General features: G+C 67.6%; 19 protein-coding genes. 6 read left to right on the forward strand and 13 right to left on the reverse strand.

Features of this window, described 5'->3' with window-relative positions; translation table 11 throughout:
- Positions 1–32: 32 nt before the first annotated feature.
- Positions 33–1385, forward strand: coding sequence for a DUF1329 domain-containing protein (locus ABSH63_RS07855; protein WP_352888806.1), 1353 nt, complete (start codon positions 33–35; stop codon positions 1383–1385).
- Positions 1386–1428: 43 nt separating this feature from the next.
- Here ABSH63_RS07855 and ABSH63_RS07860 read toward each other — a convergent pair whose 3' ends face one another.
- The 3 genes from ABSH63_RS07860 to plsB all read right to left on the reverse strand — a co-directional run bounded on the left by ABSH63_RS07860 (position 1429) and on the right by plsB (position 5925).
- Positions 1429–2439 carry a DUF3080 family protein gene (locus ABSH63_RS07860; protein WP_352888808.1) on the reverse strand — a complete coding sequence of 337 codons (1011 nt, stop codon included), beginning with the start codon at positions 2437–2439 and terminating at the stop codon, positions 1429–1431.
- A 165-nt stretch (positions 2440–2604) separates the two neighbouring features.
- Positions 2605–3348, reverse strand: a complete 744-nt coding sequence (gene bamJ, locus ABSH63_RS07865) for a BamJ family beta-barrel-assembly machinery protein (RefSeq protein WP_352888810.1) — start codon at positions 3346–3348, stop codon at positions 2605–2607.
- An 87-nt stretch (positions 3349–3435) separates the two neighbouring features.
- Positions 3436–5925 (reverse strand): glycerol-3-phosphate 1-O-acyltransferase PlsB, encoded by a 2490-nt coding sequence (plsB, locus tag ABSH63_RS07870; RefSeq protein WP_352888812.1) that lies wholly within the window; start codon positions 5923–5925, stop codon positions 3436–3438.
- Between the two features lie 91 nt (positions 5926–6016).
- Between plsB and ABSH63_RS07875 the strand changes: the two genes are divergently transcribed.
- The 3 genes from ABSH63_RS07875 to ABSH63_RS07885 all read left to right on the forward strand — a co-directional run bounded on the left by ABSH63_RS07875 (position 6017) and on the right by ABSH63_RS07885 (position 10066).
- The gene (locus tag ABSH63_RS07875) at positions 6017–6490 is read left to right on the forward strand and encodes a DUF4112 domain-containing protein (protein WP_352888814.1); all 474 of its coding nucleotides are present in this window, start codon (positions 6017–6019) and stop codon (positions 6488–6490) included.
- 116 nt (positions 6491–6606) lie between these two features.
- Positions 6607–8094: a peptide MFS transporter gene (locus tag ABSH63_RS07880; RefSeq protein ID WP_352888816.1), complete on the forward strand. Its 1488-nt coding sequence runs from the start codon at positions 6607–6609 to the stop codon at positions 8092–8094.
- Between the two features lie 19 nt (positions 8095–8113).
- A complete protein-coding gene (locus tag ABSH63_RS07885; RefSeq protein ID WP_352888818.1) occupies positions 8114–10066 on the forward strand; it encodes a M2 family metallopeptidase in 1953 nt (650 codons plus the stop codon).
- Positions 10067–10126: 60 nt separating this feature from the next.
- Here ABSH63_RS07885 and ABSH63_RS07890 read toward each other — a convergent pair whose 3' ends face one another.
- Complete coding sequence (locus ABSH63_RS07890) at positions 10127–10732, reverse strand: YdbL family probable chaperone protein (protein WP_352888820.1); 606 nt, start codon at positions 10730–10732, stop codon at positions 10127–10129.
- A 65-nt stretch (positions 10733–10797) separates the two neighbouring features.
- On the reverse strand, positions 10798–12627 hold the full coding sequence (locus ABSH63_RS07895; RefSeq protein WP_352888822.1) for a hypothetical protein: 1830 nt from the start codon (positions 12625–12627) through the stop codon (positions 10798–10800).
- A gap of 38 nt (positions 12628–12665) precedes the next feature.
- Between ABSH63_RS07895 and ABSH63_RS07900 the strand changes: the two genes are divergently transcribed.
- The gene (locus ABSH63_RS07900; RefSeq protein ID WP_352888934.1) at positions 12666–14441 is read left to right on the forward strand and encodes a patatin-like phospholipase family protein; all 1776 of its coding nucleotides are present in this window, start codon (positions 12666–12668) and stop codon (positions 14439–14441) included.
- On the opposite strand, the gene ABSH63_RS07905 is transcribed toward ABSH63_RS07900, so the two are convergent.
- The 7 genes from ABSH63_RS07905 to ABSH63_RS07935 all read right to left on the reverse strand — a co-directional run bounded on the left by ABSH63_RS07905 (position 14418) and on the right by ABSH63_RS07935 (position 22370).
- A complete protein-coding gene (locus ABSH63_RS07905; protein WP_352888824.1) occupies positions 14418–15872 on the reverse strand; it encodes an O-antigen ligase family protein in 1455 nt (484 codons plus the stop codon). The two genes, ABSH63_RS07900 and ABSH63_RS07905, sit on opposite strands and share 24 nt — an antisense overlap.
- Positions 15872–16378: a hypothetical protein gene (locus tag ABSH63_RS07910; protein ID WP_352888825.1), complete on the reverse strand. Its 507-nt coding sequence runs from the start codon at positions 16376–16378 to the stop codon at positions 15872–15874. The genes ABSH63_RS07905 and ABSH63_RS07910 overlap by 1 nt, the downstream gene beginning before the upstream one ends.
- A gap of 58 nt (positions 16379–16436) precedes the next feature.
- On the reverse strand, positions 16437–18608 hold the full coding sequence (locus ABSH63_RS07915; RefSeq protein ID WP_352888826.1) for a GumC family protein: 2172 nt from the start codon (positions 18606–18608) through the stop codon (positions 16437–16439).
- A 51-nt stretch (positions 18609–18659) separates the two neighbouring features.
- Positions 18660–19415, reverse strand: a complete 756-nt coding sequence (locus ABSH63_RS07920; protein ID WP_352888936.1) for a polysaccharide biosynthesis/export family protein — start codon at positions 19413–19415, stop codon at positions 18660–18662.
- A 20-nt stretch (positions 19416–19435) separates the two neighbouring features.
- The gene (locus tag ABSH63_RS07925) at positions 19436–20566 is read right to left on the reverse strand and encodes an outer membrane beta-barrel protein (protein WP_352888827.1); all 1131 of its coding nucleotides are present in this window, start codon (positions 20564–20566) and stop codon (positions 19436–19438) included.
- A 126-nt stretch (positions 20567–20692) separates the two neighbouring features.
- The gene (locus tag ABSH63_RS07930) at positions 20693–21460 is read right to left on the reverse strand and encodes a hypothetical protein (RefSeq protein WP_352888829.1); all 768 of its coding nucleotides are present in this window, start codon (positions 21458–21460) and stop codon (positions 20693–20695) included.
- Between the two features lie 172 nt (positions 21461–21632).
- The gene (locus ABSH63_RS07935) at positions 21633–22370 is read right to left on the reverse strand and encodes a class I SAM-dependent methyltransferase (RefSeq protein WP_352888831.1); all 738 of its coding nucleotides are present in this window, start codon (positions 22368–22370) and stop codon (positions 21633–21635) included.
- Positions 22371–22437: 67 nt separating this feature from the next.
- On the opposite strand from ABSH63_RS07935, the gene ABSH63_RS07940 reads away from it, so the two are divergent.
- Positions 22438–23382: a glycosyltransferase family 2 protein gene (locus tag ABSH63_RS07940; RefSeq protein ID WP_352888833.1), complete on the forward strand. Its 945-nt coding sequence runs from the start codon at positions 22438–22440 to the stop codon at positions 23380–23382.
- Here ABSH63_RS07940 and ABSH63_RS07945 read toward each other — a convergent pair.
- Positions 23370–24179, reverse strand: coding sequence for a 2OG-Fe(II) oxygenase (locus ABSH63_RS07945; RefSeq protein ID WP_352888834.1), 810 nt, complete (start codon positions 24177–24179; stop codon positions 23370–23372). The two genes, ABSH63_RS07940 and ABSH63_RS07945, sit on opposite strands and share 13 nt — an antisense overlap.
- Positions 24180–24216 lie beyond the last annotated feature (37 nt).

The following is a 24216-nucleotide window of genomic DNA, read 5'->3' on the forward strand; positions in this document are numbered from 1 at the left end:
ATCGTAGAGAGGCTTATCTGAGGAGAAAAACGATGAAACGCGCCTCGCACGTCGCGCTGGCCCTGATGTTCGTATCCCTGCCGCTCGCCGCCAAGGTTTCCAAGGAAGAAGCCGACAAGCTCAAGACCACGCTCACGCCGATGGGCGCGGAGCGCGCCGGCAATGCCGACGGCACCATCCCGGCCTGGGAAGGTGGCCTGACCACCTCGCCGCCCTGCTACAAGGGCAGGCCGCATCGCTACTGCGATCCGTTCCCCGACGATAAGCCGCTGTTCACGATCACGGCGCAGAACTACAAAGAACACGCGGACAAGCTCAGCGAAGGCCAGAAGGCGATGTTCGAGAAGTATCCGGACACCTACAAAATGAAGGTGTACCCGACGCGCCGCACCGCGGGTTATCCGGACTTCGTCTACGAGGCGACTTACCAGAACGCGCTCAATGCCGAGTTGATCAGCGAGGGGGAGGGCCTCGCGGGGGCGTCGGTGAGCGTGCCGTTTCCTATCCCCAAATCCGGCAAGGAGCCGATCTGGAACCACAAGGTGCGCTACCGTGGCGTCGGCGCAGCGCGCTGGAACGTGCAGGCCGCGGTGACCACGAGCGGCGCCTACAACCTGGTGAAGATCACCGAGGACATCAAGTTCCATTACAACAATCCCGCGGTCAAGCCGGACGAGATCGACAACGTCCTGATCTACTTCCTGCAGATCGTGCGTGACCCGGCGCGTCTGGCCGGTACGATCACGCTGGTCCACGAGACCATGGACCAGGTCAAGGAGCCGCGCCGTGCCTGGCAATACAACCCGGGTCAGCGTCGCCTGCGCCGCGCGCCGAACGTCGCCTACGACAATCCGGGCACCGCGGCCGACGGTCTGCGCACCAACGACCAGCTCGACGTGTTCAACGGCGCCACCGACCGCTACACCTGGAAGATCGTCGGCAAGAAGGAGGTGTACATCCCGTACAACTCCTACGACCTGTCGAGCGACAAGTACAAGTACGCCGACATCCTGCAAAAGGGGCACATCAACCCCGAGTTGCCGCGCTACGAGCTGCACCGCGTCTGGGTGGTCGAGGGCGAGGTCAAGCCGACGACGACACACATCTACGCCAAGCGCCGCTTCTACATCGACGAGGACAGCTGGCAGATCGCCCTGGTCGACATCTACGACCGCCGCGGTTCGTTGTGGCGCTGGCAGGAGGGCCACTCGCTGCAGGCTTACGCCGAGCCGTTCTACTCACCGGCGATGGGCACGGTCTACGATATGCAAAGCGGCCGCTACCTCGCGCTGGAGTTCAGCAACGAGGAGCCCGAAGCGCTGGTGAGGGACTTCCCGATCCAATACTTCGACCCGGCCAACGTACAGAAGCAGGCGACCAAGTAAACCGGCCGCGTGAAGAAAAAAGGGCGCCGACCGGCGCCCTTTTTCATGTGGCACCGGGCGCTGGCGCTTGCGCCGTAGTGCCCGGCATCAGGCCACAGGCCCCGAGCAGCGCTTGCCAGGCTTGGACGTGGCGCTGCTGCGCGACCGTCCAGCGCCGCCACAGGGAGTCCGCGCCGTCGTCCAGCGCCAGTCTGCGGAACTGCTCGAAGGCCGCCGGCCAGCGCACGCCCTGACTCGATAGCAGGCGCGCATGCGCGTCGAGCCAGGCCCGTCCGCCCAGCTGCACGTCGACGATGTAGGGCTGTACGCGCGCGGCATAGTGGCGCATCAGCACTTGTCTGAGCACCTGCGCGCGCGGCGTCGGGCGCTGCTGCGGGCACAGCGGCCGCGCTCGCGCCCGCTCCAGGGCCAGGCTCGCGGCGTCGAGCTCGGCGATCAGCGCCGCCAGGCTGCGCAGTAGCCGGCCGCCGTAGCGCGAGGCGGCGAGCACACCCAGCGCCCGATCCAGCGGCGCCCGGTCGATGCCGTCCTGCGTCGGCGTCAGCGCCGCGCGCGTCGCCCAGAGCCGATCGAGTGCGCCGAGGGCCTGTGCGCCGCGATCGCCCGGGCGCAACAGCGCCGCCGCCGGGGAGAACGCCTGCTCGAACTCGGCGCTGTCGTAAGTGACGGCCCACCATACGGCGGGCAGGGTGTCACGCTTGGCGCCGGCGATCTCGTCGAGCCGCTCGAGCAACTCGCGCTGCGCCTCGTCGAGCGTGCGCTGCCGCGACAGGCGCTCGCGGCAACGGTCCAGGCGCAAGCGAAAGCGCAGCTCGTAGTCGAAGCGGCTGCTCGCGGGCCAGTGGCGGCCGAGGATGCTGTTGCGTTCCGCGACCAGATGGTCCAGCTCGCAGTCCGGCAGATCGAACAGCAGTTCCCAGACGCTGCCGCGCACGTCGGGGATCGGCACGGCGCGTTGCCGGTGCGTGGGATAAGCCGGCAGGGGCATGACGCTCGGCGCCTGCACCTCGACGCCGGCGGCGCGCTGCACGCGCGCGCGATAGTCGCCCAGCATATCGCCCGCGTCTTGGGCGCAGCCCGAGATCAGGGCGCAAAACAGCAGGACAAGCCGATGCCGATGCGACATCTGCGCATGATCGGCGAGGGACTGGCCCAAAGGAAGAACGGCGGCCGTTGGCGCGACCGCCGCCCTCTACCGCCGCCGCGAAGGCGGCGGCGCTTACTTCTTCTTCGCCTCGTCCTTCTCGACCGAGATCAGCTCGACCTCGAACACCAGAGTCTCGTTCGGGCCGATCTTCACGCCGGCGCCGCGCTCGCCGTAGGCGAGCTTCGACGGGATGAAGAACTTGTACTTCGAGCCCGGCGTCATCAGCTGCAGACCCTCGGTCCAGCCGGCAATCACGTTCGACAGCGGAAAGGTCACCGGCTGGCCGCGGGCATACGAGCTGTCGAACTCCTCGCCGTTGATCAGCGTGCCCTTGTAGTGCACGGTGACGCGGTCCTCGGCCGTTGGCTTGGTGCCCTTGCCCTCGGTCAGCACCTCGTACTGCAGGCCGGACTCGGTCACCTTCACCCCTTCGCGCTTGGCGTTCTCGGCGAGGAAGGCTTCGCCCTCTTGCAGCGCCTTGGCCGCCTGTTCGGCACGCTGGGCCTGCTGGCGCTCCTGCATGCGCCTGGCCACGGTGTTCTTGATCTGTTCACGCGCGGCGTCGTCGAGCTTGGGCGTGGTGCCGGCGAAGGCGTCGTCGAGGCCGGCCTTGAGCGCGGCGATGTCGACATCATCCTTGACCGGTTGCAGCGACTTGCCGAGATCGACGCCGATGGCGTAGCCGAACTTCTGGGCATCGCTGTCGAGCGACGCCGGCGCGGCGGCGGTGTCGGCGGCACCCTGCTGCTGCTGAACGCAGGCGACGAGCGCCGCGAATGCGAGCGCGGCGGCCGTCAATCGAAAGGAGTTGTTCATGGTTCCCCGCAGATACGAAAAAAGGGGCGTGGTGGCCCCAGGCGTGTCGGATTATAGCGCGCGCCCGGCGACGCGGGGTCCCGCGCCTTAGACCGCGCCGCTTGCACTCGCCGCATCGGGAGTTTTGCGCCGGGATAGCAGTTGCAGCAGCATCTGCCGCGATTCGTCGGACAGAAGCTCCTGCGAACGCTCGGCGATGCGATCGATGCGTGCGTCCACCTCCAGGCTCTGGTCCTCGCGCTGGCGCACCAGGCCGATGTCGATCAGGGTGTTCAGATAGCCGCGGAACAGGGCCTTGTCGAAGAACTCGGGCGCATCGCGGCCGGTGAGGATCGCCATGCGTTCGGCGAGCATGCGGCAGTCCTCCTCGATGCGTTCGCGCTTGAGCGCCTGCGCGCCGCGGCGTTCCTCGGCGAGCAGCAGTGCGGTCATGCAATAGCGTTCGAGCGTTTCGTTGAGCACGCGACCGAGCATCGCCAGCGTCGAGTACGCCGGCGCGTCGGCATCCGGGCGACGCAGGCGGTCGCCCTCGCGCGTGAGCAGGCCGAGCTGCAGCATCACCTCGATCCAGCGCCGCGTGGTGGTCTCGCACTGCGCGCCGTCGTCGGCGAGGAAGAACTCCGTGCGCAGGAAAGGGTGCAGCGCACGCACTGCCGTCACCACCAGCTCGTCGGTCATGAGCATGCGCGTGCGGAACAAGTTGGCGATGAGCGACGGGATCGCGAACAGGTGCTGGATGTTGTTGCGGTTATAGGTCAGCGCCACGGCATCGCGTGCCGACACGCCGTACAGATCGCCCCAGGCGTGCGGCACGCGCACCGCGCGTGCGATCGGCGCCGCGAACTCGAGGATCGCGCGCGGCGCGGTCTCGGGAACGTACTGGTGCTCGCTGGCCGGATTGCCCTTGAGCAGCCACACCAGATGCCCGATCTGTTCGACCAGTTCGTCCGCCGAGACCACGCGCTCGGGCGCGGACAACAAAGCGACCGCGACGAGACTGGTGGGATTGGCCACCGCCGCGGCGTTGACGCGGCGTGCGTGTTCGAGCGCGAGCTGGCTGACGAAGCGCTTGAAGCCGGGCGGCTGCGCGTCCGATTCCGGCGCGAAGTAATTACGCCAGCCTGGTAGGTGCGCGTCGGCGTAGTCCTGCAGACAAATCGGTTCGCCGAAGTTGATGTAGGCCTTGCCGTAGGACTTGCCGAGGATCTTTCCGGCCTTGAGCAAGCCCTCGGCGGATTCCTTCTGCTTCTTGGCGCCGCGCAGCTCCTTGGCATAGCTCGACACCTCCCAGCAGCGGTCGTAGCCGACATAGACCGGGACCAGAAGGATCGGACGCGTGCGCTGGCGCAGGCCGGCCTCGACCACCATGGACAAAAGACCGGTCTTGGGCGCGAGTAGGCGGCCGGTGCGGCTACGCCCGCCTTCGGGGAAGAACTCGATCGCATAGCCGCGCCGGATCAGCGAATCGACATAGGCGCGGAACACCGCGGTGTAGATGCGATCGCCGGAAAAGCTACGACGCATGTAGAAGGCGCCGCAGCGGCGCAGCAGGCCGCCCACCGGCCAGAAATTCAGATTCACGCCGGCCGCGATGTGCGGCGGCACCAGGCCGGCGTGGTATAGCGAGTACGAGACCAGCAGGTAGTCCGCGTGCGAACGATGCGCCGGCATGTAGACGATCTCGTACTGCTGCGCCCATGCGCGCACGCGGTCCAGGCCGCGCACGTCGATGCCCGAGAACACGCGCTTGAACACGAACACCGATAGCAAGCGTTCGAGAAAGCGGATCGCCGCGGTCGAGTAGTCCGCGGCGATTTCCTCGGCGCACTTGCGTGCATAGGCGAGTGCCTTCTCGCGCGTCAGCGCCGGGCCAGTCTCGCGCGCGATCGCCTGCTGCACGACCGGCGCCTGCAGCAGCGCCTCGATCACCACATGGCGCCGCACCAGCGTCGGGCCCAGCGCCGCGCTGCGCGCACGCAGGAAGTGGAAGTGCAGTGCGCGCACCAGCTTTCGGATCGCGGTCTGCGCGTCCTTTTCGCGGTCGACCGTCTCGCGAAACGACAGCGGCAGGCCGAAGTTCGCGAACACATTGCGGCCGTTGGCGAGCATGATGAAGAACTTGCGCACCCGGCCGGCTTGCACGCTGTCGGCGAAGATCAGCTTGAACCAGCTCGTTTCCGAGCCGGGGTCGCGGCCCCAGAAGATCGACACCGGCACGATCTGCGTCTCGAAGGATTTGGTCGCGATGCCGGTCTCGATCAGGCGCAGCAGATCGGTGTTGCGCAGGCGCGTCTCCAGCAGTGCCGGCATGTAGACCACGCCGGCGCGCTCCGGGGTCGGAAAGTTCGAGCCGGTGCGGCTGGGCCGCGGCAGGCCGAGATCCTTGCAGATGCGGTCGAGCACGAAGTAGTCGACCCAGGAGCGGCTGGACAGCACGAACACCACCGGCTTGGCCCGGTCGAGCGCGAGTCCCGGAACCAGCGGGTCCGGCGCGTTGCGGTAACGGATGAATGGGGCGAACGGCCGGAACAGCCACCAGACCAGCTCGTACAGCACCCGGTTGAGCCATGCGCGCATCCAGTCCCCTTTGCCCCGTGGCGCGACGCCGTCGGCGGCGGCCGCGCGATCCGCAGATAATGCGCAGTCTAACGCAGGCCCTCTTGCGACCATGACGGACACCGAAACCCTGCAGCGCGCACGCGCAACGCGCGAACGCGCCGAGCGGCTCTCACGCCTGCTGGATACCGCGGTCGGCATTCCCGGCACGCGCATCCGCCTGGGCCTCGACGCGCTGCTCGGCCTGATTCCCGGTATCGGCGATGCGCTCGGCGTCGTGCTCGGCGGCTGGTTCCTGCTCGAAGGCGCGCGCGTCGGCGCACCCACCTCGACGCTGCTGCGCATGGCCGGCAACATCGCCGTCGATGCCTTGGTCGGTGTCGTGCCGCTGCTCGGCGATGTCCTCGACGTTGCCTTCAAGGCCAATCGCCGCAATGCGAAGCTGCTGATCGAGCACCTCGATCACGTCGAAGGCCGACGCCCGCCGGCGATGCGCTGGCGAGCCTATGCACTCGCCGCGGCCGTCGTCGCCGTGCTGCTCCTTGCGATCTACGGCCTGTGGACGCTCCTCGCCCGCCTGTTTTGAATCCCGGCGCCAGGGATGGCGCCGTCTTGCGCAGGATGCGCATAGTGGAATACACCCATGCAGCACACGATCCGGCCCGTGCATAGTGCGGCGCGCCGTCAGATATCTGCCATCAAATGACCGAAAAGACCTGGGCCGGCCATCCGCGCGGTCTCTCGACGCTCTTTTTCACCGAGATGTGGGAGCGCTTCAGCTACTACGGCATGCGCGCGATTCTGGTGCTGGCGATGGTCGCCGGCGTCGAAACCGGCGGCCTGGGCCTGGACGACCAGACCGCGACCGCGGTCTACGGCATCTACACGGCTGGCGTGTATCTGCTCGCGGTGCCCGGCGGCTGGATCGCCGACCGCCTGCTCGGCCTGCAGCGCGCGGTCTGGTATGGCGGCATCCTGATCGCCGCCGGCCATTTCACGATGGCGCTGCCGTTCGCGCCGACTTTTTATCTGGGCCTGCTGCTGATCGTGCTCGGCACGGGATTGCTCAAGCCGAACATCAGTGCGCTGGTCGGACACCTGTATCCGGGCGACACGGGCGCGCGCCGCGATGCCGGCTTCTCGATCTACTACATGGGCATCAACATCGGCGGCTTCGCCGGGCCGCTGGTCTGCGGCTTTCTCGGCGAGCGCATCGGTTGGCACTGGGGTTTCGGCGCCGCCGGCGTATTCATGGTGTTGGGTCTGATCCAGTACCGCCTGACCGGGCACTATCTGGGAGGTGCCGGCGCCGAGGCGCAGCTCGGAGATGTCCGCGCGCGTCGCCGCGGCTGGATCGCCGTGTGGAGCGCGACGGCGGCACTGCTGGCGGTGGCGCTCGCGGCAATGGCCGGTCTGTTCGTGATCGACGCGGTGGCCATGGCCTCCGCCGGCGTCTACGTGATCGTCGCTGCCGCGTCCGCGTTCTTCATCTGGGTGATCAGTTTTGGCGGCCTCGACGGCGAGGAGCGCAAGCGCGTCGGCGTGATCGCCGTGTTCTTCGTCTGCGCCGCGGTGTTCTGGTCGGGCTTCGAGCAGGCCGGATCGAGCTTCAACCTGTTTGCCGAGCGCTACACCGATCGCGTGATCTTCGGCTGGGAGATGCCGGCGTCCTGGCTGCAGTCGGTCAACTCGCTGTTCATCATCCTGCTCGCACCGGGCTTCGCCGCGTTGTGGGTGCATCTGGGGCAGCGCAATCTCGATCCCTCGATTCCTGCCAAGTTCGCGCTCGGCCTGCTCCAGATGGGCCTGGGTTTTCTCGTGCTCTACTTCGCCGCGCAGTTCGTCGTGCAGGGCGAGAAGGTGCTGCCGACCTGGCTGATCCTGACTTACCTGCTGCACACCACCGGGGAACTGTGCCTGTCGCCGGTGGGTCTGTCGGCGGTGACCAAGCTGGCGCCGCCGCGGTATGTGGGCCAGATGATGGGCACCTGGTTCATGGGCGCGGCGCTGGGCAATCTGATCGGCGGGCTGATCGCCGGTTACTTCGGCGACGACAGCGTCGCCGAGATGCCGTCGCGCTTCATGACCGTATTCCTGACCACGGCCGGCTTCGGCGTGCTGCTGGCCCTGTTCATCGCCCCGATCAAGAAACTCGAAGGCCGGGCCGACGGCTCGGCGACGACACCGTAAGACCATCCGGAGAGTGAGCATGTTTGCAACCCGAGGACGACCGATCATCGGCTCCGGCGCGCTGCTGTTGAGCCTCGTGCTTTGCATGTCCGCCTGCAGCGGCGACAAGGCGCACGAGCAGGCCCAGGTCCGGGCCGCGCCGACCGCGGCCGAGGCCGATGCCTTCGTCGCCGGCGTCAACGACGATTACCGCGAGCAGCTGCCCTACTACAGCGCCGCGCAGTGGGCGCAGGCGACCTATATCACCGAGGACACCCAGCTCCTGGCCTCGCGCGCCAACGAGGCGTGGCTCGAATATCTCAGCCGCAAGGTGCAGGAATCCAAGCGGTTCAACGACGTCGATGCGAGCGATGACACCGAGCGCGCGATCCTGCTGCTCAAGCTGTCGACCGCCAACCCGGCGCCGAGCGATCCCGACAAGCGCGCCGAGCTGGCGAGGATCCTGTCCAAGATGGAAGCCAACTACGGGGCGGGCAAGTGGTGCCGCAGCGAGGGCGACTGCCTGAGCCTGCCGGCGATCGAGAAGATCGTGAACGATCCCACGGCCACGCCAGAGGCGCGCGCGAAGGCCTGGCTCGGCTGGCACGAAACCGCCAAACCGATCCGCGAGGACTACGTGCGCTTCACCGAGCTCGTCAACCAGGGCGCACGCGAGCTGGGCTTCGCCGATCTGGGTGAGATGTGGCGCGCCGGCTACGACATGAGCCCGGCCGCGTTCGAGGCTGAGGTGGAACGCCTCTGGCAGCAGGTCAGCCCGTTGTACGAGGCGCTGCACTGCCATGTGCGCGCCAAGCTCAACGCCCGTCATGGCGATGCAGTCGTGCCCAAGGACGGCCTGATTCCGGCGCACCTGCTCGGCAATATGTGGGCGCAGCAGTGGAGCAACATCTATCCGCTAGTCGAGCCCTATCCCGGCGTGGGTTCGCTCGACGTCACCGCCGCGCTCAAGAAGCAGCGCGATGCCGAATACAAGCGTCTGCTCGCCGCCTTCGACGGCAGGCCGACGCCGCTGGATCTGGCCGAACTCGAGCACGCCGCGGATGCGGCGATGGCGGTGAGAATGACCCGCATCGCCGAGGACTTTTACACCTCGCTGGGATTCCCCAAGCTGCCCGAGTCCTTCTGGGAGCGCTCGCTCTTGGTCAAGCCGCGCGACCGCGAGGTGGTGTGCCACGCCAGCGCCTGGGACATGAACATGCAGGGCGATGTGCGCATCAAGCAGTGCATCGAGCCCGACGAGGAGCAGCTCACGACCATCCACCACGAGCTCGGCCACATCTACTACTACCTGATGTACAACGGCCTGCCGCCGATCTTCCAGGCCGCCGCGCACGACGGCTTCCACGAGGCCATCGGTGACGTGATCACGCTGTCGCTGACGCCCGAGCACCTGGCCAAAATCGGCCTGGTGCCGCCGCAGAAGGCCGACGACAAGGCGCTGATCAACGCACAGATGAAGTGGGCGCTCGACAAGATCACCTTCCTGCCCTGGGGCAAGCTCGTCGACCAATGGCGCTGGAAGGTGTTCGCCGGCGAGATCAAGCCGGCCGACTACAACGCCGGCTGGTGGGATCTGCGCGCGCGCTATCAGGGGGTGTCGCCGCCGGTGCCGCGCAGCGAAGCGGACTTCGATCCCGGGGCGAAATACCACATCCCGGGCAACACGCCGTACACGCGCTACTTCCTGTCGTTCATCCTGCAGTTCCAGATGCACAAGGCGCTGTGCGCGGCCGCTGGCCACGTAGGTCCGCTGCACACCTGCAACATCTATGGCAACGAAGAGGCCGGCAAGCGCTTCATGGACATGCTTGCGCAGGGCGCCAGCCGTCCGTGGCAGGAGACGCTGGAGAAGCTCACCGGTACGCGCCAGATGGATGGCAGCGCGCTGATCGAATACTTCGAGCCGCTGCTGGGCTATCTCAAGGAGCAGAACGACGGCTTGAGTTGCGGCTGGGACGGCGCGAAGCGCTGACTTTAGCCAGCATACGATGAGAACGGCGCCCGCGGGTGCCGTTCCAACGCTCGCGCCTTGCTATTTCTGCGTCCACGCGCCGCTCGCATCCTGCACCCACCATCCGCTCTGCGCCTTGGCGATCCAGCGCGCCGCGAACACCTCGCGGATCTGTGTCTCCCATTGCGGCTGACCGTTGGCGACGGCGATCTCGCGATACAAGGCCGCGCGGTCGGCGTTCTCGTTGGCGACGATGCTGCGCACCTGGTTGCGCTCGGCCAGCGGCACGGCGGCCGGATCGCGCACGGCGACGAAGCCGTCGTTGCCCAGGCCGACCAGGCCCTTGTCGAGCAGCGGCTTGAGATCGGCGAAGCGGCGCTCCATCTGCGTCTTCAGCCGCGTGATCTCGGGCGAGCCGATGTCGAGATTCGGCTCCGCGGCCTCGGCGGCGGGCACCAACCATTCGAGCACGCCAACCGTCGAGCGCATCAGCGCGCCACGCAGCGACGAGGTTTCGCCGGACGGCGCCGGGCTGGCACGCTCACCCCAGACATCGTCGATGATGCGGTCGGCCGCTTTCTCGGCGGCGGCCGCGGGGAAGTACACATTGATGGTGACGCAGGCGGCACTCATCGCGGCGGCGGTCGCGGCCAGCATGGCGGCGCGCATCAGGCTCAGGGTGGTCATGGCGTTGTCCCTACGGTCGACGACGCCGCCAGTATAGGCGGCGGCCACGAATGCACGATGAACCATCAGGGCGTGTCGACCCGCGCCGCGCCGGCGTTGCCGATGCTGCGCAACTGCGCCATGAACACCGGCCAGCTCACGCGCCGCGAGTAGCCGACGACGTCGATGCGCGGCAGGCCGCGTCCCTCGACCAGCACGTAGCCGTCACCCTCGTCACTGGGGCGAATGCCGTCCATGCGGCAGATGCCGTCGTCGAGCACGCAGCGCCAGCCGATGCGCCGGTAGGCGAAGTCGTCGAAGAAACGCATCACGCCGCGTGACAAAAGGCCGGTGGGTCCACCGCCGACGGCAGCGATGTCGTCGATCGCGCGCTGCGAGATGCGTCTTGGGCTGCGGTCGCCCGGGGTCGAGTACAGATGCGCGTCCATCGCCACCGGTGCCCAGCCGATCAGGCGCAGGCCCGTGATGTCGCCGTCGAGGCGGCCGGTGATGCGACCGAAATCGAAGGCGCCGGTGAGCGCGGCGAGATCGAGCCGGCGCAGCTGGATGTCGGCGCTCACGCGCGGCAGCACGCCGAAAGGATCGGTCACGCCGAGCGCGCCGATGCGGATCTCGCCACCGAAGGCATCCGCCGTCAGCGCGCCGTCGAGTTCGATGCGACGGTCGTGCAGGCGCAGACCGGGGATGTGGCCGGAGAGCGTGCCCGAGAACGCCGGCCAGCCAAAGGCGCGGCACAGTTCGCGCAGATCGATGGGTTGCAGACGTGCGGCGAACTCGGCCTTGAGCGCCGCGCCGCCGATACCGGAGACGGCGAGCCGATCGATGTCGACGCTGCCATCGAGCAGCGGAATGCGCGTCGGCGCGCTCAGCGCCAAGGCCGCGCCGGCGGCACGCCACTGCAGTTGTGCCGGACCGAGCGGCAGGCGGCCGAGCTGGCCGCCGCTCCAGCGCAGTTGCGAGGTGGCTTGCGTCGCCGTCGCCCAGGCCAGTTTGCCGTGCAGGCCGTCGAGCGAGACGCCCAAGCGCGGAATGCGCAGTTCAAGCGCGCGCAGCCGCGCCTCGACCGTCAGCGGCTGCGCGTTGCGCAGATGTGCCGTCAGCTCGAGCGCGCCGGCGAGCGCGAGGCCCTGCAGCGGGGTCGCCGTCAGCGCCGGCTGGGCGTACAGCGTGGCGGCGCTGGCGGCATCGTCGATGGCGGCGTTGATGAACAACTCGTGCCGCCGCCCCCAGGCCGCGGGATCAAGCGCGCCGCGGACCGCGATCGAGCCCACCCCGGTCTGACGCGCAGCGAGGTGCTCGATTCGCAGGGCCCCGCCGTCCTGCCGCAGCTCGACATCGACGTGCAGCGGCTGCGCGCCGAAGTCGACGAAGTAGGGCTCGATATAGGCAAGGCCGCCGGCGGTCGCCGCCTGCAGCCAGAGCTGTAGATGCTTGCCGTCGTGTCGGGCCTCGCCGGTCAAGCCCAGCCGCAGGTTCTCGGCGGCCAGACGGCCATCGGCGCTGTTGTGCTGCAGGGTCACGTCCGCACGCCGGAGCTGCAGCCGCCAGCCACCGGATGCATCGAGCTGCGCGGCGCCGCGTGCATCCAGCGAACCGAATGCCGGGTTGCGCGCGCGCAGTCTGAGCGCATCACAGGCGAGTCCGCGTGCCTGCAGCTTGGCGCAGGACAGTTCGACGAACGAGCGGGCGGGCAGCCCGCTTTCGAGTCGTCCGGCCACGCCGAGCCGCCCGTGCGCCTGCCAGTGTCCGCGCACATCGCGCAACTGCCAGCCGGAGCCGTCGATGCGAGTGATCTGCACTTCGATGCGCTCCAGCGCCGCCGCGGGTGCGGCCAGGATCAGGGCGAGCAGGGGCAAGATGCGATACACCTGCGCATGATGCGCCGGCGCGCGCATTACCGCAGCCGTCTGCGCGCTACACTCGGGCGGTGAGCATGAATCCGCGCGCCGTCCTCGCCGAATGCCCGCTGTTCGTCCGGCTCGACCCGGTTGCGCTGGACGCCTTGGCCGAGCGCGCCGAGCTGGTCGAACTGACCAGCGGACGCACCCTGATCGAGCCCGGCATGGCATCCACCAGCGTGTACATCGTCGCCGCCGGACGGCTGTCGGCGGTGTTGCCGGATGGCAGCGTCGCCGGTGCGATCACGCGCCTTGAGCCGGTCGGCGAGATCAGCGCGCTGTCGGGCGAACCCGCGGTCGCGGCGGTGCACGCGGTGCGCGACAGCCTGCTGGTGCGGATTCCGGCGGACCACCTGTACGAGGTGCTGACCCGTCATCCGCAGGCGTTGATCGAGATGACGCGGGTCATCATCCACCGGCTGCGCCGCAATCAGCGCGCGCATCATCGCGAACGCCAGCGGCAGACGCGCTGCTTCGCCGTGGTGCCGGCGACGCCGGCGATCGACGTCACATCGGTGGCGCGCCGGTTCGCGCAGGCTTTGTCGGTGGCGGCGGCCTGCCGGCCGGTGCTGATCGACGCCGCCGCCGTCGACGCCGCGCTCGGCACCGGCGCCGCGCAGACACGCATCGACGGTGGCGAACACAACCGCCGGCTGGTCGAGCACCTGAATCGCATCGAAGCCGAAGAAACCCATCTGATCTACGTCGCCGGCGGTGACGCCGACCCGTGGGCGCGGCGCTGCATGCGCCAGGCCGATCGCATCCTGTTCGTCGTCGACACCCAGACGCCGCCGATCGCCACCGCGATGGTCGACGAGCTGCTACGCTGCGGCGCGCGCGCCCCGGTCGATCTGGTGATGTTGCGTCCCGGCGGTGCCGAGCCGGTCGAGGTCCTGCGTTGGCGCGAGCGCGTCGGTGCGAACAGTCATTACTACCTGCGCCGCGATCACGACGACGACTACGCCAGTCTTGCGCGCCAGCTCACCGGACGCGGCATCGGCCTGGTGCTCGGCGGCGGCGGCGCACGCGGCTTCGCCCACATCGGTCTCGTACGCGCGCTGCGGGAACTGGACATTCCGGTGGATCTGGTCGGCGGATCGAGCATGGGGGCCTTCTTCGCCGCGCTGATCGCCTGCGGCTACGACCATCACGAGATGGCGCACATCGCGCTCGACACCTTCGTGCGCCAGAACCACCTCAATGACTACCTGTTCCCGACGGTCGCGCTGATCCGCGGACGCAAGTTCGTGCGGCGTCTGCACGAGATTTTCGACGAGCGCCGGATCGAAGCGCTGCGCATGCCGTTTTTCTGCGTGTCGACCAATCTGACGCGCGGTGCCGCGGTCGTCCATGACCGCGGCCCCTTGCACCTTTGGGTCGCCACCAGCATGGCCGTGCCCGGCGTGGCGCCGCCGGTGGTCTGGCGCGAGGAGTTGTTGTGCGATGGCGCGGTGGTCAACAGCCTACCGACCGACGTCATGCAACAGTTGGAGCGCGGACCGATCATCGCGTCCGACGTCAGTACCGAGGGCGGCATCGCCGCGCCCGGCATCGAGGGCCCGGATCCGGAAGGCTTGCTGCAGATCAAGGGCGAGGAGCGGCCGCGGCTGTTCTCGATCATGTTCCGCACCGCGACGCTGACCAGCGAAAGCGGCACCGCTCAGCGCGCCGCCCGCGCCGACGTTTATCTGCGCATGCCGGTGAGCAAGATCGGCATGTTCGACTGGAAGCGCATGGACGAGGTCGTCGAGCGCGGCTATCGGTACGCGATCGAACGGCTCGGCGACTCACGCGAGCGGCTGCTCGGCTGAGTCCTCGCGCCGGCGGCGAGGTCGTGCCGACAGCCCGAGCATCAGGCCCAGCAGCGCGACGATGCTCGCGGCATTGGCCGGAATCTGCAAGTTGAAGTCGGTCAGGCCGTGCAGTCCGAGACTGAGTACGGCCAGGGCGGCGCCGAGGGCCATTCCCAACGTCTGCGGGTCGCGTCGCCGGCGCATGACCTGTAGCGCCCGCCCCAGCGCGAGCGTCAGCAGCAGGCCCAGAAGGACGACGCCGGGAATGCCGGTTTCGATGAGGAATTGCAGGGGGTCGTTGTGTGCGTGGGTGTTGTTCGCGAACACGGCTGGCGAGCGGAACTGCGGATAGGCGACGGCAAAGCTGCCGAGGCCAGCGCCCAGCGGCAGGTAGTGCTCGGCCATGCGCACCAGATCCGGAAAGCTGGCCAAGCGCTGGTCGGCCATCAGTTGCGTCGGCTGCATGCGCTGCATCAGCTCATCGAGGCCGAGGTAGCCACCGACGATGACCAGGTCCAGGGCGAGCACCAGAGCGAGGAACAACAGACTGCGTAACGGATTGCCGCGGTTGCGCAGAATGAACAGCACGCCGCCGAGGGTGATCGCGGTGAAGAACGCGATGTTGCCCATGCGCGAGCGCGATGCCACCAGGCCGACGACGATCAGCAGCAGCGCGATGCGCAGCAAAGGCGCATGGCCGAGCACGAGATTGATCAGCGCGCGCAAGGCTTCGCGCCAGCCCCGCACGCGCTCGGCCGTGGCGACGCGCGCCAGCAGCAGCCCGACGGCGAGTGCGCCGCCGATCTGCAGATAACCGGCGAAATGATTGCGGTTGATGAAGCTGCCCGTGGCCGAGCCCAGGTAGTCGGTTTTGCGCCCGAACGGGCCGATCTCCGCGCCGCTCAAGGTCATCGTCGTCCCCCACAGCGCTTGCAGGACCGCGGCGAGGATCAGACCGTACACCAGCCAGATGCGGTTGCGGCGATCACGCACGCACAGCAGCACCCACAAAAACAGGCAAAAGTACATTGCGCTTTCGCGCAGGTGCGCGTGGGTCTGGTCGACATCCACGGAGATGCGGGGTAGCGCGGACATTCCGACCCAGGCGCTCGCCTCTCGATACGCGCTCAGCGACGCGGGGGCGAGCGCTTCCAGCAGGGGCACAGGCAGAGGCGCCGCCTGCAGGGCGATCCACAGCAACCACAGGCACCAGACCACGACGGCACCGATCTGGGTGCGATCCAGGCGCCGCGGCCGCGGTAGCGCCAGGACGCGGAACGCGACCAGAGCGGCGAGACCGGCCCAAGCCACTGCGAACCCGGCCAGCGCCCAGTCGCGGTTGCTTCCGGCGGGCAAGGGCATCGCCAGCAACAGCAGCACTCCGCATACGGTCAGCGCCCGGTCTGGCCATGGCGCGCGGATGCGCTCCGGCTGATGGGGTGCGCTCATCAGCGAGCTGCCCTTGGCGGATGCCGCGGCTGTGCGTAGCGCTCCAGGCACCAGACGGTCAGATCGATACTGGGCCGCGGACGGTCGCAAAGGCGGCGTAACCCGGCGTAGCGCTCGCATACCGTGAGCAGCTCGGGATCATCGCCGACTCGCGCGCAGACCAGTGTCTCCCGACGCATCGCGAATGCGGCGCGCAGCAGGGCGCCAGACTGCACGCGCAGACTCGCATCGACGTGCGCCTGCGTCAGGGCGCGCGCGCGCTCACTGAGCGCGTCCCAGTGCCGCAGGCCGAGCAGGGCTAAATGCAGGCGCAGCTTGCGCTCGGAAGGACCGTAGTGGGCCGCCATCGCCAGCGCCTCGTCGAAGGCCGCAGAGAAGTCTGCTTCGGCGGCCAGGCGCTGTGCGGCCCCGGCCCAGTGATACGGCCAGGTGGGCTGGCGCAGCAGCGGCGGCTCGCTCGAGACGGGCCGGTACGCGACCGCGAGCAACGCAGCGCCAGCGGTCACGGCCGTGAGCAGCAGGCGCGAAATCCAGCCGCGGCCGCTGACGGTCGGCGGCGCCGACTCAGCCGTAGTAGCCGTAGCGATAGTAATAGCCGCCCTCGGAGCTGCGGGCACGGCGGATGTCGACCTGGTTGAGCACCGCGCCGAGCAGCGGCGCCTCGGCGCCGCGCAGATGTCGCGCCGCCGAGGCCACGATCTTGCGTGCGGTGCCATTGGCGCGCGCGACCAGGATGACGGCGTCCATCATGCGTGCGAACAGCAACGCGTCGCTGACCAGCTGCACGGGCGGCGTGTCGAAGACGATGCGCTCGTAACGCGCGCTCAGCGTATCGAGCAGCGCGCGGAAGCGTTCGGAAGCGAGCATGACCTGTGGGTTACGAATCTCGCTGCCGGCGGTCATGACATGCAGATGACCCTCGGGGAAGCTCTGGATGCAGGCGTCCAGCGGCGCGTCGCCCGACAACACCTGCCACAGGCCGGGGCTGGCTGGCAGGCCGAACAGCGTGGCCAACCGCGGCTTGCGCAGGTCGGTATCGATCAGCAGAACCTTTTCGCGTTCGGCGAGGACGATGGCGAGATTGCTGGAAATCGAGGTCTTGCCCTCCTCGGGCAGGGACGAACAGACCATGATCCGCCGCGTCGGCCGTGCGTCGCCGTCGGACAGAAGGACACTGGTGCGCAGGGTGCGGATGCCTTCCGCATAGGTGGACTTGGGATCGTCGAGCTCCATCCGTACCAGCTTCTCCGCCGCCGACTTGCTGCCGCTGAGCTTCGGCAGAGAGCACAGGATCGGGGTGCCCGTGAGGCTCTCCAGTTCCTCGGTGGTCTTGACACTGTCATCCAAGGTCTCGCGCAGCAGGACCAGCCCGCAACCCGTGAACAGGCCGAGCACGCCACAGGCCACGATCAACAGCAGCGGCTTCGGCCAGACCGGCTCGTTCGGCACGAGCGCGCGATCGATCACCCGGACGTTGCCGGGCTGCAAGTCGGTGGTCGCCTCGGTTTCCTTGTAGCGCCGCAGGAAGGTCTCGTACAGCTCTCGATTGGCCTGTACCTCGCGTTCGAGGACGCGCAGTTCGTAATCCTTGCGGTCCAGATTCTGGATGCGTTCGGTCGAACGGTCGACGATCGCCTGCAGGTCGGCGACGGTGCGGTCGGCCAATTCGTACTCGGAGCGCAGCCCATCGGCGCGGATGCGCAGCTGCGTGAAGTAGGCATTGCGGGCCGCATCGAAGCGTGCCTGTGCTGTCACCCGCGTCGGGTGCTTGACGCCGTAGCGCGGTCCGAGCTGTTCCAGCGCCTCCTTGGCTGCCAGGTACGCGGCCTTGGTGTCGCGAACGAGGGGGTCTTCCTGAATCAGCGGGATCTCCTGCAACAGCTCGACGGCGCGGCCGGCTGCGCGGATCTTGTTGTAGACATTCGCGAGCTGTTCGCGCCGCAGCCGCGCCTCACGCAGACGCCGGGTCTGTTCGGTGAGCTCGTCCTCGACCAGGCCGCGCGCGCCGCCGACGTTCACCAGATTCTGCTGCTCGAGGAACTGCTGCAGACGCGCTTCGGATGCCTGCAGCGCCTTGCGCGAATCCTCCAAGCGTTCGGTGAGCCATCCGGCCGCCTCCTGGGTGATACCGGCGCGCGCCGCGCGTTCGCGCTCGACGAAGCGCGTGACGACCTCGTTGGCCACATCGGCCGCGAGCTGCGGATCCGGCGAGCGGAAGCTGACGTCGACCAGATACGTGTTGGGTACCGGTCGCACCGACAGTTGCTCGATGACCCGGTCCAGCAACGATTCTCGGCGCGCCAGATGGGTTTCCAGATTCAGCGCGGTATAGAGCTCCGGCGCATGCTTCTCGACGAAGGCCGCGATGCGCGCCTTGAACGAGGTCTCGCCGCTACGCATGCGGGCGACCTCCTCGGCGTAAGCGGGGTGTGCTTCGAGCCGCAGGGACTCGACGATGGCGGCGGCGAGCTCGCGCGAGCGCAGCAGCTCGTACTGGGTACGCTGGTACTCGCGCAGTACGCTGGAACTGTCGTAGACCTTGTCGATTTCGACGACGTTGGCCTCTTTGGGCTCGATCAGCAGCGTCGTGGTCGCTTCATACTCGGGCTCGACCCACAGGCTGTAAGCGGCGCCTAAGCCGGCGCCGATGACGGCCAGGCCGAGAATCTGCCACGCGGACAGCCAGAGGATGCGCAGCGGCGAGGGCGCGCCGCCGTCGATGGGGGGGCGGGACATGGCCGCCGCGCCGACACTGCGCACACCGGACAGATCAGTCACGACGCATTCTCAGAAAAGTCCCTGATCGACTACGACGATGTCGCCGGGTTCGACGACCGTGTCCAGCGTCGCCTCGACCGGGACCGAAGGATTGGTCTCGCGATAAACGGTGATGCGCCGTGACGATGCCCGTTCGGTCAGGCCGCCGGCCAGTGTCACGGCCTGGCGGACGGTCAGGCCTGGCACGTAGGGGTAGCCGCCGGGCGTGCGCACTTCGCCATTGACGTAAAAGTAGCGATAGGCCGTGACCAGGACGCGGACGTCGGGGTTGACCAGATAGTCTCCGCGCAGTCCGCGGTCGATGGTGCGCTCGAGCTGGCTGACGGTCATGCCGATGACGCGGATGTCGCCGAGGAACGGGTAGTTGACGATGCCCGACTCGCCGATGCGCACGTCGACGGTCAGGTCGGGCTCTCCGTGCACGGAGATACGGATGACGTCGCCGACCCCGAGACGGTAACCGCCGCGATCCGCCGCGGCACCGGCAATCGGCTGCGTAGGCGGTTGATTCACCCCCAGCGGCGGTGTGGAGGGCTGCTGCCGCTGTGCGGGCAGACTCGTCGCCGGCGCTTGCGCGCTGTGGCCGTACGCGGATGGCGCGGGCGGCTGTGCCACCGGCACCGGAGAGCGCGGCTGGGGCGGCGGTGGTTCCTCGAACAGCGCACAGGCCGTGATCGACAGCGCGCACACGAGGAGGACGCCGAGACGGCATGCAGCCATGCAAACGGATCCGCGGAGCGCAAACGCCCCTGCTTTATGACTCATGAACAAGACGGTGAATCGCCTCAGAGACGCAGTCGGAGGCGAAGGTGCGATATCAATCGGTCGAAGTCAAACTGATCTTGATTTGAATCGCGATCCTGCATCAGCAAGCCGGCCTCGATGCCGAACTGCCGGGTGAGCTGCAGGCCCAACAGCGCGTCGGTCTGGATGACATCATCCTCGCGGTCGAAGCCTTCGAAAGTGTAGCGAGTCCCGCGCACGCCGAGCTGGCTGTACCACTGGGCGGACCATTGCTGATACCAGCGCAATCCGATGTGCTCGACGTCGATGAAGTCCGACTCCTCGAAGTAGGCTTCCTGAATCCCGCGTCCGCTTTCGAACACCACCTCTGCGTAGCTCGTCGGTTGCCAACTGATCGCCGCTTCCCAGTCAGCGCCACTGAAGTCATCGCGATCGGCGGCGTCCATTTCGCGCCGCAGGGCGCCCACACGTACCCGACCGGTGGTCGTGGCCGTGGCCTGCCACTGCAGGCCGACGCGCGCGCGCTGCTCGCTGCCATCGCGCGTGCTGCCCGCGACCACCGTGTCGAACTGGACTTCGTAATGCGAGACGTCGAACAACAATCCGGTGCGCGGGCTGATGCGCACGCGCAGCTCGCTACCACCGCCGACGCGATCGCGGTCGAGAATCCGGGTGAGGTCGCGGTTGTTCTGGTACTCCTTGCTCGTCCCCCCGGCGAACAGCGTCAGATTGAGCCGCGCACTCGGCGCACCGTAGGTGTAGGCGATATCGGCGGCAGTCAGGACGAACTCATCGACGTCACGCTGCGTCGCCGGCGTCAATTCGCTGCGCTCGGTGCCGAATGGATCGCTGCCCTCGTCGCGCAAGGCCGACAGTTTGAACCGATGTTGGCCGCCTTCGTTGATCCGAGCGTCCAACCCGATGTCGTAATGGGCATAGTCGTCGAAGTTGCCGGTATTGTAGGTCGCGAACTCGCCGCGCTGGCTCAATCGCAGCTGATTCTTGCGCGTCAGGTACACCAGATCGAGCTGCGGAGTGATCAAGGTGCCGGTGGCGGTGCGCTCGGCATCGGCTTGCCGGTAGAAATTGTCGTCGTACTCCAGCGCCGTCGCCAGCGAGGGCTCGATCGACCAGCCCGAGCCCAGCGCGATGCCCGTGGGTTGCTGTGCCATCGCGGGCATGCCTGTGAATGCGACTGCTGCGATCAACCATGGTGTAGAACGCATCATCGAAATCCCTGTTCTCGATTCTGAATCGCCGAGTTGGACAAACGCATACGACCAACGACCGAAAACGGATTACGCGGGACTCGCCGGCGGATCCGTGGGCGTCGGCGTGGGCGTGGGCGTGGGCGTCGGTGTTGGCGTCGGCGTCGGCGTCGGTGTGGGCGTCGGCGTCGGCGTCGGTGTGGGCGTCGGCGTCGGCGTCGGTGTGGGCGTCGGCGTCGGCGTGGGCGTCGGTGTTGGCGTGGGCGTCGGCGTGGGCGTCGGCGTGGGTGTCGGCGTAGGCGTGGGTGTCGGCGTAGGCGTGGGTGTCGGCGTCGGCGTGGGTGTCGGCGTCGGCGTGGGTGTCGGCGTGGGCGTCGGCGTCGGGGTGGGCGTCGGCGTCGGGGTGGGCGTCGGCGTCGGGGTGGGCGTCGGCGTCGGGGTGGGCGTCGGCGTCGGGGTGGGCGTCGATGTCGGTGTCGGTGTCGGCGTCGGTGTCGGCTCGATCAAGCGGAAATCGACCCCAAGTTCGGTGTTGACGTCGCCGAGCAGGATCTGTGAGCCGAGCTCGATCACCAGCATGGCCTGGCGTTCGTCGGACAACTGGGCGGCGGCCTCGGCGATCGCTTCACGGAACTCGTCGCGTGACAAGCGGTTGGCCGCACAGTTGACGATGCCGTCCAGAGTATCGCTGCTGGCCTTGGCGGCGGCGACCATCGTGGAGACGGCCGCGGCCTTGTCGATAATGTCATCGCAAGTGGCCTGGGCTGGCGGCGAGGCGAATACGGGTGCGGCGAATACGCTGATCAACACGATGCCGATCGATACGCGGCCGAGCCGCCGGCTGGACTGAGTGCTCACGATGCTCCCCTCGCAGACGCTGCCCGTAGGATGTCGGATCATAACGATCCGCCGGGGGCGCCACAAGTTTGATCCCGCTGCAAGTCCGCATGATGACGCCGCGTGGTGCGGTACCGATGATCGTCGCGGTGCGGCGTGTCGCGCGCGATGTAAGAAAAGATAACTTCCTGAGTCAGATTTTTCTGAGTACGACGAGTGCAAAACTCGTCAAACTCGGCAACGGATGCCGCGACAGCAGTTTGCTGCCAGCCCGATGCAGCCGGCGGACCAGGGGGAAACGCTGATAGTAGCGTTCGTGTCCGAAATAGCCATCGTAGCGTTCCACCGTGAAGCCGATGCGTTCGAAGCGTGCGATCTGCGAACGTGTCGGTCCCCGGCACCAGTGGTAATACGCTGGGAACTTGGCCTGACGGTAACGGTCGCGGCCGGGTGCGAGGCGCCGCAGCAGACCATCGGCGAGGCGCTCGGGCAGCATCCAGTTGACCACGAAGGGCGGTGCCCATAGGGTCGGGAAGAAATGCAGTGCGTAACCGCCCGGGCGCAGCAGGCGCCAGACGTTGCGATGAAAGCATTCGGCGTCGCGCACGTGCTCGGCGAGCATGTGACTGAACGCGAAGTCGTAGTCGGCGTCGATCTGCAGTGTCGGCGAGGCGATGTCCGCGCACAGCGTGCGGTAACCGGGCGGAGCCTTGTCGAGTTCCGCCTGTGAGATGTCGAGCAGGGTGTAGTCGAGGTCCAGCGCGCGGACCTCGTCGGACCCAAAGCTGGGGTTGGCGCCGCCGCCGATCTCGATGAGCTTGCGCAGTCGGTGTTCCCGGATCAGTGCCCGCAAGGACGGTGCGTACGTGCTCCAGCCCACCTGCGACGTCGCGTAGTGGAACTCGGGCGGGGTGGCAAAAGCGGCGGGCATGGCGGATGCGGGATGCGCGAGCCTGCGATCATAATCGAAGCTCTCCGAGATGCCACAAGCGCCGCTCATGTCGCCCCCGTCTTTCGCGGTCGTCGTACCCACGCTCAACGCCGGTGACGCCTGGCTGCAGTGGTGGCAGGCACTGCAGCGTCAGACGCTCCAGCCGACGCGCGTGCTGATCGTCGACTCCGAGTCGACCGACGCCACGCCGGCGATTGCGCTGGCGCACGGGGCGCAGGTGGTCACCGTGTCGCGGGCGGATTTCGATCACGGCGGCACGCGCGCACAAGCGGCGCTACTCGTCGATGAGCCCATCCTCGTCTACATGACGCAGGATGCGATCCTGCACGGCGACGATTCGCTGGCCCGGCTGCTCGCAGTGTTCGAATGGCAGCGGCTCGGTGCCGCCTACGGACGGCAACTGCCGCGGCCGCAGGCGGGGCCCATCGAGCGACACCACCGACTGTTCAGCTACCCGCCGCAGTCGCGGGTGGTGACACCCGCCGAAGCCCCGCGCTGGGGAATCCGCGCCCCGTTCCTGTCCGACTCCTACGCGGCGTACCGCCGATCGGCCTTGTTGGCGGTGGGCAATTTCCCGGCGCGGGCGATCGTCAGCGAGGACATGTACGTGGGCGGGCGCATGCTGCAAGGGGGCTGGTCGCTGGCCTATGTCGCCGAGGCCGCCGTGATCCATTCGCATGCGTACAACCTCGTCGGCGACGTGCGCCGCTATTTCGATATCGGCGCGTTCTACTCCGAGCAGGACTGGCTGCTGCGCGAGTTCGGCGGAGGCGGCGGCGAGGGCTGGCGTTTCGCGCGTTCCGAGCTTGCGTATCTGTTGCGACGCGCGCCGTGGCGGATTCCCGAGGCGCTGCTGCGTTCGGCGTGCAAGCTCGCCGCTTTTCATCTTGGGCGACGCCAACAGCGCCTTCCCGCTCCGGTGCGCCTGCGCTTGAGTGGGCAGAAGCACTACTTCCGCAGGCCGCAAATGCTGCCCGGTCAGCGCTTGTAGACGTGCGGGTTCTCGCGGATGCCGAGGCGGAACACCTTGCGAATGGCCATACGGGCATAGCCATCGGCCAGCAGGATCAGATCGCGCAGCGGCTGCTCGGGTCGACCGCGGAAGAAGGTGACGTGGAACCGGTCGCTGTCGCGCGCCGGCGTCGCCGAGAAGTAGTAGTTGGACACGCAGGTGCGCGTGCCGTCGCGCCGGATCGGGCTCACCGAGTGCCATGATCCTTGGTGGGTTTCCATGATCACCAGACGGTTGAACCGGCTCGGAATCACGACCGGGGCGCCGCGGCGCCCCTGCGGCCACAGTTCGAGGCTGCCGCCGTCCTCGGCAGACCAGTCGGGTGTGACGTAATAGAGCAGATTCAGCACGCGCCAGCGCGCGCGGTTTTTGTCGTGCGAGTTGTCGATGTGCAGGTTGAGAAAGTCGTGTTTGCGCATTGCCGACAAGCCGCCGACGTAGAGATTGGGGTCGGGTTCGAGGCCCGGCAGGCCGGTGATGCGGCCGACGAGCTCGACGACTTCGGGCTGCTGGAAGGCGTATAGGGCTTCCTCGGTCAGTGGGTCGTAGCGGTCCATCTGCACCGCGATGGACTTGCTCTCGCGCAGACTGACGTTGCGCACCATGCGATCGAACGAGGGGAAGGCGTCGTAGATCGCGCGCGCGGTCGTTTCCGGTAGCAAGCCATCCACCGTCACATGACGGATGGTGCCGCTGGCGTGCCATTGGCGGGTCAGTTCGGACGCGTCGGCGCGCAGTCGCTGGGCGACGAGAAGACCGAGTTGCTGACGGTTCATGCGGGAGGGTTGCAAAGATGCCGGTTTCAGGTCGAGG

Origin of the sequence: Sinimarinibacterium thermocellulolyticum (assembly GCF_040327995.1) — a bacterium.
Lineage (GTDB): Bacteria > Pseudomonadota > Gammaproteobacteria > Nevskiales > Nevskiaceae > Solimonas > Solimonas thermocellulolyticum.

Excerpts from the sequence above, each read along its gene's own strand:
- ABSH63_RS07855 (WP_352888806.1), top strand. The coding sequence starts at position 33 with ATGAAACGCGCCTCGCACGTCGCGCTGGCCCTGATGTTCGTATCCCTG.
- ABSH63_RS07860 (WP_352888808.1), bottom strand. The coding sequence starts at position 2,439 with ATGCTGGGCGACTATCGCGCGCGCGTGCAGCGCGCCGCCGGCGTCGAG.
- bamJ (WP_352888810.1), bottom strand. The coding sequence starts at position 3,348 with ATGAACAACTCCTTTCGATTGACGGCCGCCGCGCTCGCATTCGCGGCG.
- plsB (WP_352888812.1), bottom strand. The coding sequence starts at position 5,925 with ATGCGCGCATGGCTCAACCGGGTGCTGTACGAGCTGGTCTGGTGGCTG.
- ABSH63_RS07875 (WP_352888814.1), top strand. The coding sequence starts at position 6,017 with ATGACGGACACCGAAACCCTGCAGCGCGCACGCGCAACGCGCGAACGC.
- ABSH63_RS07880 (WP_352888816.1), top strand. The coding sequence starts at position 6,607 with ATGACCGAAAAGACCTGGGCCGGCCATCCGCGCGGTCTCTCGACGCTC.
- ABSH63_RS07885 (WP_352888818.1), top strand. The coding sequence starts at position 8,114 with ATGTTTGCAACCCGAGGACGACCGATCATCGGCTCCGGCGCGCTGCTG.
- ABSH63_RS07890 (WP_352888820.1), bottom strand. The coding sequence starts at position 10,732 with ATGACCACCCTGAGCCTGATGCGCGCCGCCATGCTGGCCGCGACCGCC.
- ABSH63_RS07895 (WP_352888822.1), bottom strand. The coding sequence starts at position 12,627 with ATGCGCGCGCCGGCGCATCATGCGCAGGTGTATCGCATCTTGCCCCTG.
- ABSH63_RS07900 (WP_352888934.1), top strand. The coding sequence starts at position 12,666 with ATGAATCCGCGCGCCGTCCTCGCCGAATGCCCGCTGTTCGTCCGGCTC.
- ABSH63_RS07905 (WP_352888824.1), bottom strand. The coding sequence starts at position 15,872 with ATGAGCGCACCCCATCAGCCGGAGCGCATCCGCGCGCCATGGCCAGAC.
- ABSH63_RS07915 (WP_352888826.1), bottom strand. The coding sequence starts at position 18,608 with ATGTCCCGCCCCCCCATCGACGGCGGCGCGCCCTCGCCGCTGCGCATC.
- ABSH63_RS07920 (WP_352888936.1), bottom strand. The coding sequence starts at position 19,415 with ATGAGTCATAAAGCAGGGGCGTTTGCGCTCCGCGGATCCGTTTGCATG.
- ABSH63_RS07925 (WP_352888827.1), bottom strand. The coding sequence starts at position 20,566 with ATGGCACAGCAACCCACGGGCATCGCGCTGGGCTCGGGCTGGTCGATC.
- ABSH63_RS07935 (WP_352888831.1), bottom strand. The coding sequence starts at position 22,370 with ATGCCCGCCGCTTTTGCCACCCCGCCCGAGTTCCACTACGCGACGTCG.
- ABSH63_RS07940 (WP_352888833.1), top strand. The coding sequence starts at position 22,438 with ATGTCGCCCCCGTCTTTCGCGGTCGTCGTACCCACGCTCAACGCCGGT.
- ABSH63_RS07945 (WP_352888834.1), bottom strand. The coding sequence starts at position 24,179 with ATGAACCGTCAGCAACTCGGTCTTCTCGTCGCCCAGCGACTGCGCGCC.